The organism is Acinetobacter sp. 1000160 (genome assembly GCF_000588715.1).
Classification (GTDB): domain Bacteria; phylum Pseudomonadota; class Gammaproteobacteria; order Pseudomonadales; family Moraxellaceae; genus Acinetobacter; species Acinetobacter courvalinii.
The window spans coordinates 408,658-431,616 of sequence record NZ_JFWP02000003.1; the positions used below are offsets into that span (position 1 = coordinate 408,658).

20 protein-coding genes are annotated in these 22,959 nt (G+C 41.4%); 13 read left to right on the forward strand and 7 right to left on the reverse strand.

The genetic code is table 11. From position 1 onward, the window contains the following. Positions 1-169: 169 nt before the first annotated feature. The 4 genes from J699_RS10440 to J699_RS10425 all read left to right on the forward strand — a co-directional run bounded on the left by J699_RS10440 (position 170) and on the right by J699_RS10425 (position 5,631). Positions 170-2,377, forward strand: coding sequence for a TonB-dependent receptor (locus J699_RS10440; RefSeq protein WP_032867377.1), 2,208 nt, complete (start codon positions 170-172; stop codon positions 2,375-2,377). 307 nt (positions 2,378-2,684) lie between these two features. Beyond that, positions 2,685-2,870: a hypothetical protein gene (locus J699_RS10435; protein ID WP_032867376.1), complete on the forward strand. Its 186-nt coding sequence runs from the start codon at positions 2,685-2,687 to the stop codon at positions 2,868-2,870. 329 nt (positions 2,871-3,199) lie between these two features. Beyond that, positions 3,200-4,519: an NCS2 family permease gene (locus J699_RS10430; protein WP_005229589.1), complete on the forward strand. Its 1,320-nt coding sequence runs from the start codon at positions 3,200-3,202 to the stop codon at positions 4,517-4,519. Positions 4,520-4,632: 113 nt separating this feature from the next. Then, positions 4,633-5,631 carry an adenosine deaminase gene (locus tag J699_RS10425; protein WP_032867375.1) on the forward strand — a complete coding sequence of 333 codons (999 nt, stop codon included), beginning with the start codon at positions 4,633-4,635 and terminating at the stop codon, positions 5,629-5,631. A gap of 55 nt (positions 5,632-5,686) precedes the next feature. On the opposite strand, the gene J699_RS10420 is transcribed toward J699_RS10425, so the two are convergent. Beyond that, positions 5,687-6,244: a cytochrome b gene (locus J699_RS10420; protein WP_032867373.1), complete on the reverse strand. Its 558-nt coding sequence runs from the start codon at positions 6,242-6,244 to the stop codon at positions 5,687-5,689. A 225-nt stretch (positions 6,245-6,469) separates the two neighbouring features. On the opposite strand from J699_RS10420, the gene J699_RS10415 reads away from it, so the two are divergent. Both J699_RS10415 and rnhB read left to right on the forward strand, forming a co-directional pair. Beyond that, a complete protein-coding gene (locus tag J699_RS10415; RefSeq protein ID WP_004771561.1) occupies positions 6,470-6,853 on the forward strand; it encodes a hypothetical protein in 384 nt (127 codons plus the stop codon). Positions 6,854-6,896: 43 nt separating this feature from the next. Beyond that, entirely contained in the window at positions 6,897-7,463 is a 567-nt protein-coding gene (gene rnhB, locus J699_RS10410) for a ribonuclease HII (RefSeq protein WP_032867372.1), read from the forward strand. Between the two features lie 56 nt (positions 7,464-7,519). Here the strand turns inward: rnhB and csrA are convergent, their stop codons facing one another. From csrA to alaS, 3 genes are all read right to left on the reverse strand, one after another. After that, positions 7,520-7,783: a carbon storage regulator CsrA gene (csrA, locus tag J699_RS10405; protein ID WP_004771563.1), complete on the reverse strand. Its 264-nt coding sequence runs from the start codon at positions 7,781-7,783 to the stop codon at positions 7,520-7,522. Positions 7,784-8,020: 237 nt separating this feature from the next. Next, on the reverse strand, positions 8,021-9,301 hold the full coding sequence (locus J699_RS10400) for an aspartate kinase (protein ID WP_005229607.1): 1,281 nt from the start codon (positions 9,299-9,301) through the stop codon (positions 8,021-8,023). Positions 9,302-9,367: 66 nt separating this feature from the next. After that, entirely contained in the window at positions 9,368-12,058 is a 2,691-nt protein-coding gene (gene alaS / locus J699_RS10395) for an alanine--tRNA ligase (RefSeq protein WP_171070832.1), read from the reverse strand. 257 nt (positions 12,059-12,315) lie between these two features. Here alaS and J699_RS10390 point away from each other — a divergent pair, with 257 nt between their 5' ends. From J699_RS10390 to J699_RS10365, 6 genes are all read left to right on the forward strand, one after another. Next, positions 12,316-13,341: a type I glyceraldehyde-3-phosphate dehydrogenase gene (locus tag J699_RS10390; protein WP_032867368.1), complete on the forward strand. Its 1,026-nt coding sequence runs from the start codon at positions 12,316-12,318 to the stop codon at positions 13,339-13,341. A gap of 39 nt (positions 13,342-13,380) precedes the next feature. Continuing rightward, positions 13,381-13,695, forward strand: coding sequence for a hypothetical protein (locus J699_RS10385; RefSeq protein ID WP_032867367.1), 315 nt, complete (start codon positions 13,381-13,383; stop codon positions 13,693-13,695). Between the two features lie 69 nt (positions 13,696-13,764). After that, entirely contained in the window at positions 13,765-14,859 is a 1,095-nt protein-coding gene (locus J699_RS10380; protein ID WP_032867365.1) for a hypothetical protein, read from the forward strand. A 177-nt stretch (positions 14,860-15,036) separates the two neighbouring features. Next, complete coding sequence (locus tag J699_RS10375; RefSeq protein WP_032867364.1) at positions 15,037-16,203, forward strand: ATP phosphoribosyltransferase regulatory subunit; 1,167 nt, start codon at positions 15,037-15,039, stop codon at positions 16,201-16,203. A 57-nt stretch (positions 16,204-16,260) separates the two neighbouring features. Then, positions 16,261-17,580 (forward strand): adenylosuccinate synthase, encoded by a 1,320-nt coding sequence (locus J699_RS10370; protein ID WP_005229615.1) that lies wholly within the window; start codon positions 16,261-16,263, stop codon positions 17,578-17,580. Positions 17,581-17,658: 78 nt separating this feature from the next. Beyond that, entirely contained in the window at positions 17,659-17,976 is a 318-nt protein-coding gene (locus J699_RS10365) for a putative quinol monooxygenase (RefSeq protein ID WP_032867363.1), read from the forward strand. A 328-nt stretch (positions 17,977-18,304) separates the two neighbouring features. Here the strand turns inward: J699_RS10365 and J699_RS19695 are convergent, their stop codons facing one another. Then, positions 18,305-19,315: a helix-turn-helix transcriptional regulator gene (locus J699_RS19695; RefSeq protein WP_009514728.1), complete on the reverse strand. Its 1,011-nt coding sequence runs from the start codon at positions 19,313-19,315 to the stop codon at positions 18,305-18,307. A 202-nt stretch (positions 19,316-19,517) separates the two neighbouring features. Between J699_RS19695 and J699_RS10355 the strand changes: the two genes are divergently transcribed. Beyond that, positions 19,518-20,252 carry a proteasome-type protease gene (locus J699_RS10355; protein ID WP_005229623.1) on the forward strand — a complete coding sequence of 245 codons (735 nt, stop codon included), beginning with the start codon at positions 19,518-19,520 and terminating at the stop codon, positions 20,250-20,252. A 48-nt stretch (positions 20,253-20,300) separates the two neighbouring features. Here J699_RS10355 and alr read toward each other — a convergent pair whose 3' ends face one another. Then, positions 20,301-21,371, reverse strand: coding sequence for an alanine racemase (gene alr / locus J699_RS10350; RefSeq protein WP_032867362.1), 1,071 nt, complete (start codon positions 21,369-21,371; stop codon positions 20,301-20,303). A gap of 59 nt (positions 21,372-21,430) precedes the next feature. Then, positions 21,431-22,876: a replicative DNA helicase gene (gene dnaB, locus J699_RS10345; RefSeq protein WP_032871994.1), complete on the reverse strand. Its 1,446-nt coding sequence runs from the start codon at positions 22,874-22,876 to the stop codon at positions 21,431-21,433. Positions 22,877-22,959 lie beyond the last annotated feature (83 nt).

Consider the following 22,959-nt stretch of genomic DNA (forward strand, 5'->3'; position numbering starts at 1 on the left):
ATTTAGGTTGATTAGAGCCTTGGTAATTGTCTAGGTTGTTTAAGAAAACATCTAAAAAATCGAATTGGTAGAAAATATAGTGAAAATGAGAATGATTTTTATTAAAATTGTAATGTTTTATATTTTTTAATTTGTTTTTAATTTTTCGTCTGAATTTTTTGAGAGTTTTATGAGTAATTTTCACTTGGGTGGAAACAGCAAATCTGCTTTTAAGCTGAGTTTGTTAACCGTGATGATGTTGCAAGCGCACTATACATTTGCAGATGAAACAACAACGCCAACGGCAGTGATGCCTACCATTAAAATTGAAGCGATGAGTGAACTTGATCCGATCAAGAGCTATATCGATTATGAGCAGGCAAGTGTAACGCGTAATGGTTTGAAGAAAAAAGATATTCCACAGACCATCGATACGATTGATGTGCAAAAGTACAAAATCTATGGGGCCAATGATCTGAGTGTCATGTTGCAAGGTACGCCAGGTGTAACCACAACTTATGATACACGCGGTGATGGTATTATGATTCGTGGTTTTAGTGCTGACACGAGTGATATTTATCGCAATGGCGTACGAGAGGGCGGGCAGGTACGCCGTAGTACTGCAAACGTTGAACGAATTGAGATCCTAAAAGGTCCTGCTTCTGTACTATATGGACGTGGTGCAGGCGGTGGAGTTGTGAATATGGTGACTAAGTTTGCCAATTTTGACTCTAAAAGTTCTGTGGGCATCTTTGGTGGTTCTTATGACAACATTGGCGGAAACTTAGATATTAATCAGGTTGTGAATGATAATTGGGCGATACGTTTGGTTGGTGAGAAATCTGATACCAATAGTTTCCGTTCAGGTATTGGCACAAAACAATCGATGTTCTCCCCAAGTGTGACCTATCGTAGTGATGATGAAAAGTTGTTATGGACAACGGAATATACCTACGACAAATTAGATCGTACACCTGATCGTGGTCCATCATTTTCAGTATTAAAGCGTTTTCCTGAAAATATTTTAAGAGAGACGGGCTTTGCAACTCCATCGGATTTCATTGTGGATGAATTGCAAACGGTACGTACCGATCTGAAATATGAATTTGCGCCGGACTGGAAATTTCATTGGGCGTTGAGCTATCGCCAAGCCAATCAAGATTTCGATAATTTCTTTGGTGGAAGTTATTGTACTGATGATACGAAAGGATGCAAATCTGGCTATATCAAGCAATCTTATGCCTGGCAAGAAACCATGAATAAGACCACGACAAATACATTTGATATTACGGGCAAATTTAATACGGGTAAATTAGAACACCAGCTCATGGTTGGCGCCGATTGGTCACATGAAGATCGTGAACCTAAACTAGGTAATTATTCAAGTGGAGATAAGGCTGGATTATATTATCAATTAATTAATCCATATAATGTAAAAGATTATCAGACTTCTTTTGATCGTAATCATGGTCGGCCAAAAGCAACCTCTTATACCCATCAAAATAATGACAGCTTGGCATTTTTTGTACAGGATCTAGTCTCTTTAACACCGAAATTAAAAATGATGTTGGGTGCCCGTTATGATCAATATGAAGTAAAAACTCGTGATACTTTAATTGATTCAAAAACCTATGGGCAGTCAGTGACAATGAATGCTGAAACTTTTAGTCCAAATGTGGGCTTTGTCTGGCAGCCAGTTGATAACCAGAGTTTTTATACATCTTATAGTAAAAGCTTTGCGCCATTTGGTGGTAGTGCGGGCGTTTCGCCATTTACCAATGGTACAGTTGATTTGAGAACCGTAAATGCAGAGCCACAATATAATGAGCAGTATGAGATTGGTGTAAAAAGTGATTGGTTTGATGACCGTTTGAATACTCAATTTTCTGTGTTTGATATCCGTAAGAAAAATATTCGTTATCGTCCTGATCCAGATAATCGCCCTTTTGATTATGTCATAGGTGGTGAACATCAGTCTAAAGGAGCTGAATTCAGCTTTATCGGGCGAGTGCTTGATAATGTATTTGTTCGTGGTGGATATGGATATACAGATGCAAAAGTAAAAGATGATAAAGATCCCAAATCTGCCAGTGCTGGTCATTATTTAGCAAATGTTGCGAAAAATACAGGAAACTTGTTTGTTCGCTATCTACCAGTAGAAAATATCTATACTGAGGTTGGTGCGACCTATAATGGGTCTTTCTATACCAATTTATCCAATGCTCCAGATACGAAACTCGATGGCTGGACACGTCTAGACGCTGCGTTGGGTTATAAAGGGGAGCACTGGGGAGCGACCTTCGCGGTAAGTAATCTTACCGATAAAGTTTATTGGAGATCAAATACCATGCCTGGTACGCCACGCAACTTCTTGGTGCGTTTAAATTACCAGTTCTAAATAAGTGGGTTGATTTTCTTTTAAGCATCTCTGTACTAGCAGAGGTGCTTTTTTATTGTCAGTCAATAAAATAGCCATGCAAATAAAGATGTAATCTATATCTATCTTATTGAATTATATAAAATGCTATTGCTTAAATTACGGTAATATTCTAATATCTAACTGTATGAAAAATAAGCAATAAAACTTGAAAATAACTGTATAATTGTGATGTGGTTCTCATTTTTGGTTTTATTATGCTTGTTTGTACCTGGTTTAATACTTTTTTGCTAGTATTAAAGAAAACATTAAAATAGAGATAATAATAATGAAGATTACACTTAGTTTGCTTGTGAGCTTTGCCATTGTCATTTTAGGCTATGTTGCCTATGTCGATGCACAAACCAAAAAGCGCCAAGAGCTCATGAAAATTGTACAGGATGCAGAGCATAGCCTGGATACGATTCAACACGATCCCCGCAACCAACTGTCTTCATATAGGCCAAGTAATTAGTAGGCGTTGATCAGGTATGGGGCTGGTAATGCAGTGGATTACTTGGGATCGTCGATTAAATGGTCTTTTTTTGCTTGGTGATGCGCAAGTTTTAAATAGAATCTGTTAAAATATTTACCACTAAATAAAAAGCTGCATCAAGATATGCGGCTTTTTACGTTTTGATAGCGAAATTAAATTTATACATGTTGTCTATGTAACAAGTACCAAGCTGGCATATAGATTGCTTTCTAGCTTCGAGTACTCTTTTGTGCAAATTCAAAAAAGATTGCCGCACAAGAGTATAGATTTCACGTCCTACGATCTTAGATTTTAACAGGTGCTATGTTATGACAACGCCTAATGCTTCAGCTGGTTTGTTAGAACGCTTATTTAAATTAAGCGATAACAAAACTAACTTTAGAACAGAAGTTTTGGCAGGTGTAACCACATTCTTAACCATGTGCTACATCATTATTGTAAATCCGCTCATTCTTTCTGAAACAGGAATGGATCACGGAGCGGTGTTTGTTGCGACCTGTCTGGCTGCTGCAATCGGCTGTTTGGTCATGGGGATTATTGCGAATTATCCAATCGCACTGGCACCTGGTATGGGCTTGAATGCTTACTTTACCTATTCTGTCTGCTTAGGCATGGGTGTGCCTTGGCAAACAGCACTCGCTGCGGTTTTTGTTTCAGGGATTATTTTCCTTGCGATCAGCTTCTTTAAAATCCGGGAAGCAATTGTCAATGCGATACCTATGTCACTTAAATTTGCCATTGGTGGCGGTATTGGCTTGTTCCTGGCTTTGGTTGCATTAAAGAACTCAGGCATTATTGTTGCCAATCAGGCAACTTTGGTTGGACTGGGTGATATTAAACAGCCAACCGTCTTGCTTGCCTTATTCGGCTTCCTGCTCATTGTGGTGTTGCATCAGTTTAAGGTACGTGGCGCTATCATTATCAGTATCTTGGCGGTGACTGCGATTGCAACCTTAATGGGCTTAAATGAATTTAAGGGCGTGGTTGGCGAGATTCCGTCGATTGCACCGACATTTATGCAAATGGACTTTGAAGGTCTGTTTACAGCCAGTATGGTCGGCGTGATCTTTGTTTTCTTTATTGTCGATTTATTTGATAGTACAGGGACACTGGTAGGGGTTTCACATCGTGCAGGTTTATTGCAAGATGGTAAATTGCCACGTTTGAAAAAAGCTTTATTTGCCGATTCAACTGCGATTGTTGCGGGTGCTGCTTTAGGTACCTCATCAACGACACCTTATATTGAATCTGCGTCAGGTGTAGCTGCAGGTGGTCGTACAGGTTTGACGGCTGTTGTGGTCGCATTCTTGTTTGTAAGCTGTTTATTCCTTGCGCCATTGGCTCAATCTGTACCAGGTTTTGCAACTGCACCTGCTTTATTGTTCATTGGTGTGTTGATGATTCAAGGAATCACCAATATTGACTGGGATGATATTACTGAAGCCGTTCCTGCATTTTTAACCATTGTATTTATGCCATTTGCCTACTCAATTGCTGATGGTATTGCTATGGGCTTTATTAGCTACGCATTGGTGAAATTATTTACAGGTAAAGCGAAAACCGTACCGTATATGGTTTGGATCATCGCAGCACTTTGGGTATTTAAATTTGCTGCTTTTGGCGGCTAATCCAAGATTTATCATTTTTTACATTATTCTTTGCTGCTATTGTTATTCCAGCAAAGAACCCGAAAAGGGTGTCCGTTTGGTAACACCCTTTTTTCTTTAGACGTGGAGTTTATATGAATCAAATCGAGCTGATTCGTGCCTTACCCAAAGCCGAATTGCATGTGCATATTGAAGGGACTTTTGAGCCGGAACTGATGTTTGCAATTGCACAGCGTAATCAGATTCAGATTCCTTATCAATCTGTTGAAGAAGTGAAGCAGGCGTATAACTTTCACAATCTTCAATCTTTTCTAGATATCTACTATGCCGGCGCGAATGTGCTGGTGCATGAGCAGGATTTTTATGATCTTGCCTGGGCATATTTTGAAAAATGTGCTGAAGATCGTGTCGTACATACTGAAATGTTCTTCGATCCGCAAACGCATACCGAGCGTGGCGTGGCGTTTGCAACGGTAATTGCGGGTCTGAAACGAGCTTGTGAAGATGCCAAAGCGAAATTTGGCATTAGCTCTCAATTGATCATGTGCTTCCTACGCCATTTAAGTGAAGAGAAAGCATTTGAAACCCTTGAACAGGCCTTACCTTTCAAAGATGACATTATTGCCATTGGCTTAGATTCAAGTGAGGTGGGACATCCGCCTTCGAAATTTGAGCGTGTTTTTGCCAAAGCACGTGAAGCAGGTTTCTTAATCGTTGCGCATGCAGGTGAAGAAGGTCCACCAGAATATATCTGGGAAGCGCTGGATTTACTTAAAGTCAATCGTATTGACCATGGTGTACGTTCGGAAGAAGATGAACAACTAATGGCGCGTCTGATTGCAGAAAAGATGCCTTTAACCGTTTGCCCCTTAAGTAATTTAAAGCTTTGTGTTGTGAATGATATGGCTGATCACAACATTCGCCGTTTATTGCAGAAAGGCGTTCATGTGACAGTGAACTCAGATGATCCTTCGTACTTCGGTGGCTATATGAATGATAACTTCATTGCCATTCAGCAGGCGCTGGAGCTGAGCAATGAAGAATTAAAGCAGCTTGCGATTAACTCTTTTGAAGCTTCATTTATCTCGGATCAAGAAAAGCAAAAGTGGATTGCTGAAGTCAACATGCTCTAATTGTTTTCGTATAATAAAAAACCGCTTTAAGCGGTTTTTTTATTATCTGGACATTTTATTTTTTAGGCTGGCGTAACATGCTGAGTAGCACATTATCTTTATCCACTACATGATGTTTGATGGCCGCTAAGGCATGACCAGCAACCAATAAGCCTGCAAACCATGAAAGATAAATATGGATGGGTTTAACAATAGCCATCAGATCAGGGTTGTCCTGTACTAAGCGTGGAATTTCGAATAAATACAGAACTGGTGCAGGGTGTCCGGCACTCCAGCTAAATAAACAGCCGGTAATCGGTAAAGCTAATAACATTAAATACAGCAAGAAATGTCCGACATGGGCCAAGCTTTTCATCATGGGTGACATGGTGTCTGGCAGTTGCGGAACGGGGTGGGTGTAGCGCCAGAAAATCCGGATCACCACCAAGAAAATAATAGTCGTGGCAATATTCTTATGTAGGGTGATGACGTCGCCTTTAAAGCTGCCATCGACCTCATAGCTCAGAAAATTACCACTGTAAAAACCAATCAGCCAAGCAGTGATAAAAATTGCAGCCATGAGCCAATGAATAACTTGTGCCGTACGTGTGTAATATTGTGATGAGGTTGACATTGCAACATCCTGGCATTTTTATAAATGGATATTTTAATTCTAATAACTCCTTGTTATTTCTCATACAATGGAAATGTAACGGAGCGTTTTATGCTTAGAACGTTCATACAGAATTTTGCTTAGTTATAATTGTTATATTATGTAAAGTTTGCGCTGAGTCATATCATAAAGCCACTCATTTAGGCACAATACGCCTGCCAAAAATTTAGATACAGGTAAGAAATCATGAAAAAGTTGGTACTTATTGTTGCCCCTGTTGTTTTAGCCCTAACAGGATGTGTAACACCAGATGGCAGCAACTCGGCTGGCGCGACTTCTCAGCAATTGGGTATGGCGGCATTAAAAGTTGCAGTAAATGCGAAATGTATTAATGAGATTAATACCTTACCAGCTTGGAAAACAGCAACACGTGTAATGACTGCTGAACAACGTGAAAATATCCAGACTGAAGTCTGTGGTTGTGTTAGCGAAAAAGCACCAAACAGCGTAACAGCGGTTGAATTAGCGACAGCTGCCATTGATCCTACTGCTCGTGCAACCATTGTGACTCAAGTGGTTTCACAAACTGTAAATGCATGTGTGGCGGAAACCTTTAAAAAAGCAGGTTAATAAGATCAGGCTGAGTCATCAGCCTATTTTTGAGAGAAGTAGTATGACAATTGCGGGTGTAGATGAAGCGGGACGTGGGCCTTTAGTGGGTTCTGTGGTTGCCGCTGCTGTCATTTTAGATCCAAGTAATCCGATTCAAGGTTTAAATGATTCTAAAAAGCTAACAGAGAAGAAGCGCGAAAAATTATTCTTGGAAATTCAGGAAAAGGCATTGGCATGGTCAATTGCTGAAGCAACCCATGCTGAAATTGATGAGTTTAATATTTTACAGGCAACTTTTCTGGCAATGCGTCGTGCGGTAGAAGGCTTGCATACCCAGCCATTAAAAGTGATTGTGGATGGTAATCAGATTCCAAAAGGAATAACGATTGCGTGTGAAGCAATTGTCGGGGGAGATGCAAGTCATGCCGAAATCAGTGCCGCCAGTATTCTGGCCAAGGTCACACGTGATCGCCAGATGCAGGTGCTTGACCAGCAATATCCGGACTATGGCTTTGCCAAACATAAAGGATATCCAACCAAGGCTCATTTTGAAGCGATCGCGGCCCATGGTGTAATTGATCAACACCGCCGCAGTTATGGACCTGTGAAAAAAGCACTAGGTCTATAAACAATTAAAGCGACTATAAATAGTCGCTTTAATTGTTCAGAAAAGAATTCTGCACATTAACGGTTGAAGTTATTATGACGAGGGAACTCGTTATTATCTTCTTCATAAGAATGTTGATAATCTTGATCAAGATGTTGCAGATGCTCATGCATGGCACGTTCATGTTGGATACGTTGGTAAATTTCCTCACGATGCACAGAAACTTCTTTTGGAGCATTTACACCAATACGCACCTGATTGCCTTTTACGCCAAGCACAGTAACACTGACTTGATCCCCAATCATTAATGTTTCTCCGACACGACGGGTCAGAATCAGCATGTTTATCTCCTTGCTAAACGCTTAAACTTGCGACAGGGAATTCATTGTTCGAAAGCACAGCCTAATATACAGAAAATTCTAACAGAAATATGTAAAAAACATTCTTTTTCGTAAGTTCTGTGAGAATCTTCTTAAAAACCTCAGGGCTAATATAACAGAGCCACTATAAAAAAAACTATAGTGGCTCTGTTTTTTTTCTTATTTACTCACAAGTAAATATGTTTAAGCAGCTATTAATTAAGCACGAGCGCTGCTTTCGCCGTGTTCACGGTCTAGGCCGAAAGCTGTATGTAAACAACGAACTGCCAACTCAAGGTAGTTTTCTTCGATGATCACAGAAACCTTAATTTCTGATGTAGAAATCATGAGAATATTAATGCTTTCTTCAGCCAGTGCAGTGAACATTTTGCTCGCTACGCCTGCATGAGAGCGCATACCGACACCCACGATTGAGACTTTTACGATGTCATCACGGGTTACAACTTCACAACCTTCAATGCTATTAGCAGTTTGGTCTAAAATCGCTTTTGCTTTCGCCAAGTCGTTGCGGTTGACCGTGAAAGTGAAATCAGTCGTACCATCTTCTTCAACATTTTGGATGATCATATCCACTTCAATGTTGGCATTACTGATAGGTGACAAGATTTTAGAAGCAATACCTGGCTCGTCAGGAACACCCAAAATGGTTAATTTTGCTTCGTCACGATTAAATGCAATACCTGCAATGATTGGTTGTTCCATGTCGTCTTCTGCCTCAGTCGTAATTAGTGTGCCTACGTTTTGTTTGAAATCTTCATCAAATGCGCCATCATCTTCATTATCAAAGCTTGATAATACGCGTAATGGCACTTGATATTTGCCTGCGAATTCAACAGAGCGAATTTGTAAAACTTTTGAACCTAAAGATGCCATTTCAAGCATTTCTTCAAAAGAGATACGGTCGACTTTTTTCGCTTTTGGCGCTACACGTGGGTCAGTGGTATAAACACCGTCCACATCGGTATAGATCTGGCATTCATCTGCTTTTAATGCGGCTGCAAGTGCCACACCAGAAGTATCAGAACCACCACGGCCCAGCGTTGTGATATTGCCATTGGCATCATAACCCTGAAAGCCAGCAACAACGATTACACGGCCTGCATCTAAGTCGGCCGTCATCACATCAGTATCAATCGATTCAATACGTGCTTTGGTAAACGCGCTATCAGTTTTGATCCCAACCTGACGACCTGTATATGATTTAGCTTCTACACCAATTGAATTCAGTGCCATAGCTAACATGGAAATCGTTACTTGTTCACCCGTTGACACCATTTGATCTAATTCACGTGGGTCAGGGGTGCTGGTAATGGCTTTGGCAAGCGCAAGTAAGCGGTTGGTTTCACCACTCATTGCAGATACGACCACGACCACCTTGTGACCATGATCATGCCAGCGCTTGACACGACGAGCAACATTTAAAATGCGCTCAGGAGTACCCATAGAGGTACCGCCATATTTTTGAACGATTAATGCCATAGTTGTTCCATATAAGCCATGACCCTGAGAGGCATCAGGGTCAGTTACACAAAAGTGAAGTTCTGTTTATTGCTCAAGCCAGGCAGGTAATGCTGCCATCACTTGATCAAACTTCTCGTTAAGTGGCGCGCCACCTTGTGCTAAGTCAGGTTTACCACCACCTTTACCACCCAGCTCTTGAGCCAAGTGTTTGATGATGTCACCTGCTTTTAGAGTTGCAGCATATTGTTTAGCGACAGAGGCGATTAAACTCACTTTATCACCATCAACACCAGCTAAAATAATGACTGCATCTTCCAATTTTGATTTTACGCTGTCATGTAGATTGCGTAATGATTTGGCATCCAAACCTTGTACAGTGGTAATCAAAGTTTGACGACCCGCAATTTCCTTTACTTGATCCAACAGATCAGCCGCCTGGAAGCTGGCTAATTTTTGGTTTAGCTGCTCGATTTGCTTTTGCAGGTTAGACGCGGTTTCGACAATCGCTTCAACTTTTTCAACTGTTTGATCTTTTTGTGCTTTTAACAAGCCATTGATGGTTTGGATATCAGTTTCAGCTTTTTGAACCACTTCAACTGCTTTGGTACCCGTCACGGCTTCAATACGACGAACGCCCGCAGCTACGCCACCTTCAGAAGTGATTTTGAACAAGCCAATATCGCCCGTACGCTTCACGTGAATACCGCCACAAAGTTCGATCGAGAAGTTTTTCTCTTCAATCACTGAACCCATCGACAGTACTCGAACTTCTTCGCCATATTTTTCACCGAACAGCATCATTGCACCTTTGGCTTTTGCTGTGTCGATATCAAGCAGTTCAGTGGTTACCGCAGTATTTGCAATCACTTCTGCATTGACTAAGCGCTCGATCTGTTGCAACTGTTCAAATGAAACAGGTTGATCGTTGGCAAAGTCAAAACGTAAAACATCACTTGCAACCAAAGAACCTTTTTGTTGAACATGCTCACCAAGAATCTGGCGTAAAGCGGCATGAAGAAGGTGAGTCGCTGAGTGGTTACGCGCTGTTGCAGCACGGATGTCGGCTTTCACTGTTGCTTCAACATTTTGAGCTGCTTTTAGGCTACCCATAGTGACGATACCTTGATGGACAAAAGCGCCACCCGATTTTTTGGTATCTTGTACTTCGAAGATACCGGTATCGTTCTTGAAGATACCTGTGTCACCGATCTGACCGCCGCTTTCCGCATAGAAAGGTGTTTGATTTAGAACGATAAGTGCTTCATCACCTTCGTTGATTTCATCAACCTGAACGCCATCTTTGTAGATCGCAACAATTTGACCTTGGCCTTGAGTTGCATCGTAGCCATCAAACTGAGTTTCGCCTTCAACTTTGACAATGCTGTTGTAGTCGACTGCAAATTTACCCGCATCACGTGCGCGTTGACGTTGTGCAGCCATTTCAACTTCGAAGCCAGCTTCATCAATGGTCAGATCACGTTCACGTGCAATATCAGCCGTTAAATCCGTTGGGAAACCGTAAGTGTCATATAGTTTAAATACGGTTTCACCAGCAATCACATTGCCTTTTAGTTGTGCTAATTCACCTTCTAACAACTTTAAGCCTTGCTCAAGTGTCTTCGCGAATTGCTCTTCTTCTTTAAGAAGCTGTGCTTCGATGCGTGCTTGCTGTGCAGCAAGTTCTGGATAAGCATCGCCCATCACTTCAATTAGCGGCTGTAACATCTTGTAGAAGAATGAACCTGTTGCACCTAACTTGTTACCATGACGGACGGCACGACGAATAATACGACGCAACACATAACCACGACCTTCATTTGAAGGGTTAACACCGTCAGCAATCAAGAATGAGCATGAACGTGCATGGTCTGCAATCACTTTTAAAGAAGCAGGGTATTCAACCGGTTTATTTTGAGCTTTCGCTTCTGCTTCAATGGCAGTGGTATCCAAACCAATGATTTCAGCCGCTGCTTTTAATAAGTGCTGGAACAAATCAATTTCATAGTTTGAATTAACGTGTTGCAATACTGCAGAAATACGCTCCAAGCCCATACCTGTATCCACAGAAGGTGCTGGAAGAGGGTGCATCACACCATCCGCAGTACGGTTGAACTGCATGAAAACGTTGTTCCAGATTTCGATGAAACGGTCACCATCTTCTTCTGGTGAGCCCGGTAAGCCACCCCAGATATGATCGCCATGGTCATAGAAAATTTCAGAACATGGCCCACATGGCCCTGTATCACCCATTGCCCAGAAGTTGTCTGATGCGTACTGTCCGCCTTTATTGTCACCAATACGGATAATACGATCTGCGTCTAGACCGATTTCTTTATTCCAGATATCAAAGGCTTCATCATCAGTATGATAAACCGTGACATATAAACGATCTTTCGGTAAACCTAACCATTGTTCGCTGGTCAAGAATTCCCAGGCAAATTTAAGCGCATTTTGTTTGAAGTAATCACCGAAAGAGAAGTTACCTAACATTTCAAAGAAGGTATGGTGACGTGCGGTGTAACCTACGTTATCGAGGTCATTATGCTTACCGCCTGCGCGGACACATTTTTGTGATGAAACGGCACGGACATAATCGCGCTTTTCCAGACCTAAGAAACAGTCTTTAAACTGGTTCATACCAGCATTGGTAAATAGCAACGTTGGGTCGTTGGCGGGAACGAGAGAACTCGACGCGACGCGTGTATGCCCTTGCGATTCGAAATAACGCAAAAATGCTTCACGGATTTCAGCTGATGTCATAAAGCGAGTACTCACAACCAAGACACTCCATAATTTTGAATTTGGCTATATGCAACAAGGTACGTTGTTTTTAAAGTTTTACAATCGAACCCGGTGCGTGGCATAGATTTTAAAAGTGCTAAATTATAACGGAAAATACCCGCCTCACCAACGATTTTACAAGCAATATCATATAAAACTGTGTTTAAGCTAAAAATCTATATTCAATAGGGCAACTGATGTTTTACCATATAGCACAGAAAAGATGATGTTTTGATGAATAAGGACGCTACATGCAACGTATCGCTATCAATGGATTTGGTCGAATTGGTCGGAATGTATTACGTGCATGGTTTGAAAGTCCAAAACAGTTTCAGTTTGAAATCGTTGCGATTAATGATGTAGCAGATGTGCAAACGCTGGTACATTTATTTAAGTACGATACCACGCATGGTCGCTTTGCTGGACAAGTTGAAATTCTGATTGAAAATGAATGTATTTTTCTGAACATTCAGTCCAATCAACGCCAATTAAAACTACAAGTTTTAAAGCAAGAGCAACCTGAATTATTGCCTTGGACAGATTTAAATATTGATGTAGTACTGGAATGTACCGGTCTATTCCGTTCACGTGTCGATGCAACCCGTCATGTCGAGGCAGGTGCGAAGCGTGTGATTATCGGTGCAGCCCCATTTGATTCGGTCGATGCTGCGATTGTGTATGGTGTCAATCACAATGACGTAAAGGTCACAGATCAAATCATTTCCAGTGTCTCATGTACCACACAGGCCTTAGTGCCATTGGTTAAAATTATTGATGATGCCTTTGGTATTGATACCGCATTAATGACAGAAATCCATGCAGTTACAGCCGACCAGTCAGTGCTGGATCATGCGCACAGGGATTTGCGTCGCGCACGTGCGTCTGGGCAAAATATTATTCCAACAACGTCGAGTGCATTAGGTGCGCTAAAACAGGTCATGCCAAAAATGGAAGACCGGATTGATGGTTATTCTATTCGTGTACCGACCATTAATGTGGCAGCGATTGATCTTACTTTTGTTTCGCATTCACCGATTACCGTGCATAAAGTCAATGAAGTCCTCAGCAAAGCTGCTCAGTTTGATTATGCGCAGATTATGCAAGTGACAGATGAGGATCTGGTGTCGAGTGACTTTAATCATTCACCGTATTCTTTAATTGTGGATTTAACCCAAACCATGGTGGTGGGTCACCAAGCAAAAGTTTTTGCGTGGTATGATAATGAGTGGGGCTACGCAAATCGTTTACTGGACTTGTGTGAATCTTTTTGTACTTAATACTTTAAATAAGATATAAAAAATAATGTGGGGTATTCAATGACACTGATATTGATGTGGGGATTTATTGTTATTTTATTGGTGGCGGTGGCTTTTTTATTCTGGTTGCAGTTTAAAAATGTAGACGTACAAAACCAAGACCTTCAAGTTTTGCATCTTGAAGAAAAAGTTGTGCATTTAGAGTTGCATCTTAAAAAGAGTCTGGAAATTATGCAGGACCTTGCCAAAAAAATGCATGTGCAACAGGAAGTGCTAGATCGGACCGTGGCAAATATAGCGGCATTGGAAAAGCAAAATGTTGAAATGGTCAATGTATTAGAAATAATGGTTAAAGGTAGTAATAAGAACCATTAAAATACATTTTGTATGATGTGGTTGATTTATATAATATGATTTTTATAAAAAATAAGATGAAGTGATTTTATGAAGCCAAATTTTAATAACAAGGGTATCTGTATTCTCGCAACCAGTCTGCTGTTATCGGCATGTGGTGGTGGGGGCTCTGGTCATAATGACGGAGCTAAAGTTGAAGAAAAACCTACTCAGGAAGATGTGCTTTACCAAGTTTATTATCAGGAACCCAAACCTACTGACAATATTGTTGAAGACTATTTTGAGATAACAAACTATTCTATTAAGAATAATCAGATTAATTTTAATAAGTCACATAACGAGCCGTTAGATCAAAAGATATTGACTGAAACAAAAGTGATAGAAAAAGGTACGCCACAATCGAATGTCGTGAAACGGCTATCTTCTACGCAATGGCTTTATGAACGCACACCTGAACTTAAGCAGAATTTAAATTTTGAATGGGTAAAATTAGAAGGTCAAAATATTTTTGATCGGATAATGCCAGGTTATAGAGAGCATTTTGATTTAACAGCCAACCCAGAGCGACTTGACCAGAATTTAATTAAATTTTATTCGACCTATAAAGATGCTGTATTTCCTCAGGGGAGTTACTGTTATCGGCTAAAACAGAGCCAGTGGAACCAAGCTTATCTGGAGTCTTTTTTTTCCTTCTCTGATTCTTCAACTTTTAATGAGCAGAAGCGGCAAATTGTAGACCGATATAATAATCTGGGCGAGGATAAGAAGTATTTCAGACTTTTAGATACACAGTGGCATGGTTATAAACTGATTGGATTGGAAAACTTAGAGACGGCTGAAACAGACAGTAGATTAGGAAATAGTGAAAATCAAAGTACCAATAGCCAATTTTTTTCTAGTCATATATGGGATGCAGACAAGCATTTAGCCTATGAAAAAAGTCATCCTTATCAAGGTGGAGATAGCTCAATTGATTTATGGATGAAGCAAAATCAACGATTGAATAATGCCAAATTAGAGAACGGCTGTTTTGCATTCAATACTCAGGCAGCCAACACAATCAAAAATCTGAATCTGATCAACTGGAAGCAAGGCGATAGTTCAGATGTTGGGCAGTTCTTAGGGATAAGAACAACGACGAGACTTTCAAATGTAAACACTCAATCTGTTGAATCTAATCATTAATTTTATATTCGAGTTGAGATAGACGGATTATAAAACTATAAAGATTTATGCAAATTCGAAGGTGCATCACATAAATCTTCGTGCTACACTACGCTGAATCGGGCATTCACCCGATTTTTTTATGTGGTTGCTTTTTGTGTGGATGCCTCCACATTGAACAGATTTTAGGTTTGGAACATGACCATTTCAGAGACGTGGTTGCTCCCTGACGGGGTAGCAGATGTATTGCCCGAACAAGCGCAAGTTGTTGAAACATTGCGTAGAGAAGCGCTAGATTTCCTCGCAGTTCGAGGTTATCAATTGGTGTATACACCATTTATCGAATACATTGAATCGTTGTCTTTACTTTCAGAATCGAATCAAGATTTAGATTTAGTTACGTTCAAGGTCATTGACCAGCTGTCAGGACGTTTGCTTGGCGTTCGTGCGGATATGACACCGCAAGTTGCACGTATTGATGCCCATGTACGTCCAGTCGAAGGCGTGGCACGTTATTGCTATGCAGGTTCAGTCTTGCATACCAAACCACAGAATTTTAATGCAACGCGTGCGCCTTTACAGTTAGGTGCGGAGTTGTATGGTCATGACAGCATCGAAGCTGATGTTGAAATGGTCAATGTGATGCTCGCTTTAATTGAGCACACACATACGCTTGAAGGAGCGCATCTAGATCTGGGCCACGTCGGTTTATTCCGTAGTCTGGTGAAGCATGCTGGCCTGAATAAACATACCGAAAGTGAACTTTCTGACTTATATCAGCGTAAAGCCTTGCCGGAGCTAGAAGAATTTACCCAGAGTTTGGCGATGGGTGCAGATTTTTATGCTTTAGGTCGTTATGCAAGTGATTTGGATGCATTGCAGGCACATTTAAGCCAGGAAATTTTAAACGATGTTGATTTCAAGATTGCCTTTGATGCATTGAAAACAACATTAGCGCAAATTCAGTCAAGCTGGCCGAATCTGAATGTAGGTGTCGATGTGGTTGAACTACGTAGTTACCACTATCACACGGGCTTGATGTATGCCATTTATGCACCAAATCGTGCTGCGCCACTGGCTCAAGGTGGGCGATATGACGGTATTGGTGAACACTTTGGCCGTGCGCGTCCAGCAACCGGTTTTAGCTGTGACTTATATGCACTAGGTGCAACACAGTTTGTCGACATCGAAACTGTTGTCGCGCCAAAAGGTAATCAACAAGATTTATTCAATGCAATTGTAGATGCGCGTAGCCAAGGTTTACGTGTGGTGCAACTGTTAGGTAATGATGATTTAAGCTCAGTGCCCTATGCGACCCATCAGATGGTGTCTCAAAATGGTCAGTGGGTGATTGAAAAGATTTAATTGCCGGGTTTTAAGACTTGGTTTCCAATTTTAACAGCATGATGTAATGAGGCTATTATGGGCAAAAATGTTGTGGTACTTGGTACCCAATGGGGCGACGAAGGAAAAGGTAAAATCGTCGACCTGCTCACAGATCAAGCGGCTGCGGTAGTACGCTATCAAGGCGGTCACAACGCAGGACATACTCTTGTCGTAGGTGGTAAGAAGACTGTATTACACCTCATTCCATCAGGTATTTTACGTGAAAACGTATTGTGCTTAATCGGGAATGGTGTGGTTCTTTCTCCTGAAGCATTAATCAAGGAAATGGCCATTCTGGAACAAGAAGGCGTACCTGTTAAAGAACGTTTACGTATTTCTCCAAACTGTCCATTAATCTTGCCGAACCATATCGCGCTAGACCAGGCACGTGAGAAAAAACGTGGTAATGCCAAGATTGGTACTACAGGTCGTGGTATTGGTCCAGCTTATGAAGATAAAGTTGCACGTCGTGCAGTACGCGTCGCTGACTTGATCCGCGGTGGTGCGTTGCTTGAAGAAAAACTTCAGGAAATGCTTGAGTTGCATAACTTCCAGCTTTCTCAATTCTATGGCGTTGAAGAAGTTAAGTTTGAAGACGTACTTGCGCTTTGCAATGAATGGCGTGAAGTGCTTGAACCATTAGTGATTGACGTGACTAAAGTGTTACATGATTACCGTAAAGAAGGTAAGGCAATCATGTTCGAAGGCGCGCAAGGTTCATTACTTGATATCGATCACGGTACCTATCCATACGTAACCAGCTCGAATACTACTGCAGGTGGCGTAAGTTCTGGTTCAGGTATGGGACCACTGCATTTAGACTATGTCCTGGGTATTACCAAAGCTTATACAACACGTGTAGGTGCTGGTCCATTCCCAACTGAATTACACTACAATGCAGCAACCGATACCGGTGATGCGATTGGTCGTCATTTAGGTACAGTCGGTCATGAGTTTGGCGCGTCTACTGGCCGTCAACGTCGTTGTGGCTGGTTCGATGCAGAAATTCTACGTCGTTCAGTTGAAGTGAACTCATTGTCTGGTATTTGCTTGACTAAACTTGATGTATTAGATGGTTTAGAAGAAGTAAAAATCTGTGTCGGTTATGAAGATGTAGATTCAGGCTGTGCCGGTTCTTCTGATGCGATTTCATTCGAAAGTTTGAAGCCGATCTATGAAACCATGCCGGGTTGGAGCGAGTCGACTGTTGGTTTAACTCAAATCGATCAACTTCCTGCCAATGCATTGGCTTATGTACGCCGTATCGAAACGTTAATTGGTTGCCCAATTGATATTGTTTCAACAGGTCCTGACCGTGCAGAAACAATTGTATTACGTCATCCATTTTCAGCATAAGCTGAATAGATGACAAAAAAGCTCTCATGAATTTGAGAGCTTTTTTTATGCAAAAATTTCAGAAAAATAAGAGCCAATATGACCTTGAAGCTGATTGCAGAAGACTTTATTCAACCCGAACACATTGAGATGGTTTTACCGCTGTATCAGGAACTGATTGAAAAGACCAGATCTGAGGCAGGCTGTATTGCTTACGACCTTTATCATGATCATAAGCACAAAGGGCATTTTGTTTTCATCGAAGAATGGATCAATCGGGCTGCGCTGGATTTACATGTACAGTCTGAGCACTTTCAGCGCTTGGTGCCGCAAATTGATCAATATCAAACACAAGCTGGACGTTTTACGCATCTGCATCATTTTGAGACCTTGTTTGAGAATCAAAATGATCAGTAATATGGCTTTGATTTAGCAAATGGTGATAGCAAAAAAACAGCTTTGGATTCCAATCTTTGTTATTTCACAGCCTTAAAAATCCTCGTTATATTAGCTTTACGTTCAAACAAAGAGGGTTTTAACTATGACGAAAAAGAGAATCCGTTACAATGGCTATGAATTGGCGTGCCGATGTTGATTTGCATCACAGCGCTAAAAAAGGTGCAAACCAATTTTGATCAAGGCGGGGAGAGAGGTTGGTTTGACATTTATAACAAGAAGAATAATATTGAGTGATTAATAATAAAACCTATAAAAAGTCAAAGAGAACCGAAAAGGTTCTCTTTTTTTATTGCTCATTTTCTTCAATTTCTTTAACTGCATTATAAACAGCAGCAGGTTCGATATTCAGAATCTTTTTACCAAAACTTCTAAGCCACCACACCAGTTGTGAAGTAAAGGGAACAGTTGCAGAAACTTCAACAATATTCTCTTCCAGAGTTTGGATAACCTGATCTTTGCTAAGCTGACTTTCGTAGAAGCTTTTAGCGGTACTCTCGCTCATGGTCAGTTTTAACTGAATCTGTTCAGTTGGCTTGTTATAGTCGACCCGGAAGCCAAGAGCACCTGATTCAATATAATTATCAATATCAAAATTCACAGGATGCAATGCACGATTGTCCAGCACGGTTGCTGATTTAAAACGATGCAAGGCGAAGGTCTGGACTTCGGTTTTATCATTACGGGTACAGATCAGGTAAATCACGGCACCTTTTTGCACCAATGCCAATGGATTCAGAATATAGGTCTTATCTTCGCCCTGATGGGTTCTGGCACGGTAAATACATTCAATCTGTTTATCTTGCAATAAACCTTCGTAAATCGCCTGTTGGGCATGTTTGTCCACCACAGGTGGGATTAAAGGCTGTGTCGCAGGTACAATACGGACACGGTTAATCCATTGTCTTACGTTATTCTGGGTCGAAAGGCTGCGCTTGGCAAGATCAAACCAGGGCATCATCTCTTCTAGCAAGCTGGGTGGGAGAAGGTGACGTAAATGCTCTTCTACCATCATGAAGGTCACCGCTTGTGAACTGGTCATGTGGGGCAAGCTTTGAATAGGCGCGTCAGAACGCCAGCGCCAGCCTTGAGGGACGGTTTTATTACTCTCGATAGGGAAGCGTTGCGCAATCTGATTTAGATCGCGCTGAATCGTTCTCAGGCTAATATCAATGCCTTCACGTTCTAAAATTTCTTGTAATTCTCGGGTCCCCATCCATTTTCCGGTCGAAAGGCGGGATAAAATCTGCCACTGGCGATAAAGGCTATTTGAGGTTTCTTTTTCTTGTACGGATGACATAAGCGTAATACGTAATTCAATGGTCTGAAGCACACACAATAAAAAAACTATACCTATTTAGCAAGTCCATCCGATCCAGATTACGTATTTACGACTGAAATGAACATGCTTTTGCTTAAATATTTTAAATAAGGACAAAAAATATTCATTTATAAGGTGTCTACGCTTCAGGTTTGGGCTTGTTAAATGTAGAGAGAAAAAGATGACCTATTGTTGTGCTTTAAGACTGGAACAAGGCTTGGTACTAATCAGTGATACCCGCACCAATGCCGGGGTGGATCATATTTCTGTTTTTCGAAAGCTTCACACCTTTGGGGTAGATGGAGAGCGGTTTATTGCTTTGCAAACCTCCGGTAATCTGGCGACGACTCAGGCGGTGATTGGACATTTGCAAAATGCGCTGACCTTACGGCAGGAACCGAATTTGAATACCGTCAATACCATGTTTGAAGTGGCTGAATTGATTGGTAAAACGTTACGTAAGGTGCTGGCAGATATTACTTCAGATCCACATGAGCAGATGAATTACTCTTGCAGTATTCTGGTAGCCGGGCAAATTCAGGGCGATAAAATGCAGTTGTATAATGTCTATCCGCAGGGTAATTTTATTTGTGCGACCACAGATACGCCTTATTTCCAGATTGGTGAAAGTAAATACGGGAAACCGATTCTGGATCGAGCCTTGTATTATAAAATGCCTTTGGATGATGCATTGCGTTGTGCACTGATTTCATTTGATTCGACCTTGCGTTCCAATGTCTCGGTCGGCTTGCCACTTGATGCACTGGTTTATCATAAAGATAGCTTTAAGATTCCAACCGGTAAACGGATCAGTGAAAATGATCTTTATTTTACCCAGATCAGTAAGCAGTGGTCGGAAACCTTAAGACGTGGTTTACAAGAATTGCCGAAGCCGACGGCAGATTATGATTTATAAATTTAGGAAAATAAAAAATCCAGACATTGGCCTGGATTTTCGGTGTACTTAAATGACTTTACGCAGTGGCCGATTGCTTAAACGACACAATAACTCATAGCCAATGGTGCCGTTTGCAGTAGCAACATCATCCACGAGACGATGGGCGCCCCAAAGCTCTACTTTGGTACCAATCTCGGCTGTAATATTCGTTACATCAATCGCCATCATATCCATACTGACGCGTCCAACAACCGGGACTAATTGTTGGTCAATGGCCACAAAATTCTGCTGGGTATAGGCACGTGGATAGCCATCTCCATAGCCAATCGAAACAATGGCAATTTTTGAAGGGCAGGTTGCGGCATAAGTGGAACCATAGCCGACACATTCACCTTGTTGAATCTGGTTCAAAGCCATGATTTCTGCGCTAAAAGTCATCACCGGTTTCAGATTGAGCTCATGCACATTCTTGTCAGCAAAGGGAGAGGCACCATATAGCATGATTCCCGGACGGACAAAATCAAAATGCAGTTCTGGATATTTATAAATCGCTGCTGAATTACAACATGAGGCTAAAATTGGTGCGCATGCCTGTTTAACCTGTAAGAATTGTTCTATTTGTTGTTCATTCAATGGGTGATCGACATCGGCATTGGCAAAATGCATGGCAAGGACACAGGTGAAACCTTCTGCTTTTAAACGCTGGATGACCTCGATAATTTCGGTCACTTTAAAGCCTAAACGGTTCATTCCGCTATTCAGTTTGATCCAGACCTTTAATCCTAAAGCATTGTAAGCTTGCTTGTGCTGGATTAGCCATTCGACTTGCTGGCTATGGTGAACGATACATTCAAGTTTCTGTTCAATCACCTGTGCCATTTCATCTTCAGAAAATATGCCTTCAATCAGCGTGATCGGCTGATGATAACCAAGTTGCCTGATCTCTAAGGCTTCTTCTAGGCAGGCGACACCAAAGGCGTCTGTGGCGTCCAAGGCGGCTAAGCAATCTTTAACTCCGTGTCCGTAAGCATTGGCCTTGACCATACTGACAATTTTTGAATGTGGAGCAAGTTGTTTAACGCGGTTGAAATTATATTGTAGTGCATCACTATCAATATAAACTGTTGCTTGGCGCACCCTGATTTCTCCTTTGGGACGACTTGGAAAGTAGATAAAGCAGCTAAATAGGGGAAGAATTATTCCTCATCATCATACTGGGCATAGAACTCAGGTGAGAGGTTACTAAAACGGGTATATTGACCTTCGAAGGCAAGGCGCACACTACCAATTGGGCCGTTACGCTGTTTACCAATAATGATCTCGGCGGTGCCTGCTTCTTTGGATTCCTTGTTATAGACTTCATCACGATAAATAAACATGATCAAGTCGGCATCCTGCTCGATCGCACCGGATTCACGTAAGTCGGACATTACTGGACGTTTGTTTGGACGGTTCTCCAAACTACGGTTTAGCTGTGATAGTGCGATAACAGGACATTGCATTTCTTTGGCAAGCGCTTTCAGGCTTCGGGAAATTTCCGAAATCTCGCCGACACGGTTATCGCCCATACCGGGTACTTTCATCAACTGCAAGTAATCGACCATGATACAACCGATTTTACCATCATGCATTTTGGCTACACGACGCGCACGGGCACGAAGTTCGGTTGGCGGTAGGGCCGATGAATCATCGATATAGAGATGCATTTCCTGTAATTGCAGAATGGTCCCAGTGACTTTGGTCCATTCATCCGCATCCAGATTCCCCGAACGTAAATGTCCTTGATGGACTTTACCCATGGCAGAAATCAAACGCATGGCAATCGAGTCGGCTGGCATTTCCATAGAGAATACCAGCGCTGGTAAGCGGTTATATTGCAATACACTTTCAACCAGATTCATCGCGAATGTGGTTTTACCCATCGATGGACGTGCCGCCACAATAATCAAGTCACCCGGTTGCATGCCTGAGGTTTTATTATCCAGTTCTAGGAAGCCCGTGGTTAAACCAGTAATGTTGCCATCTAGTTTAGACAGTTCATCTAATTTGGTGATAACGTCCGCAGTCACAGAACTGATTGATTTTGGCCCAGAGTCTTTTTTATTGTTGTTGTGCTGTTCCGCCAAAGAGAAAATACTGGTTTCTGCTAAATCAAGAATTTCACTGACTGGACGTCCTTTGGTGTCATAGGCATTTTGTAAAATATCACTGCTGATCTTGATCATGTTACGTAACGTTGAAAATTCCTTGATTTTATTGGCATAAATTTCAAGGTTATAAAAGCTTGATGGGGAGTCTGCCATCAATTGCATCAAATATTCTTCACCACCAATGGCATCAAGCAGATTTTGTTTGAGCAACCAGTCATTAACCAAAACTGCGTCATAAGGCGAGTTTTCTTGGGCCAGTTTTTCAATGGCACGATAGATATATTTGTGACGTGTTGCATAGAAATCATTTTCTTTGAGTAAGTCACTGACTTGTTCAAAAGATTCAGCCACCGTCATTAAGGCTGCTAAGACCGCCTGCTCGATAGCGAGATTGTGTGGCGGGGGACGGAATTCTTTTAGCTGACCTGAGTCACTCACTTTACTCTCTGTGTTTGGAGAATTTTTTGTAAAATTGGCATTCGCCTGTGACATAACAAGACCTAATAAAAAAGATGAAACAATACCGAGTGACTATCTTAATCCAAATGAAGCTGATCTGGACAATTTAATTCAGG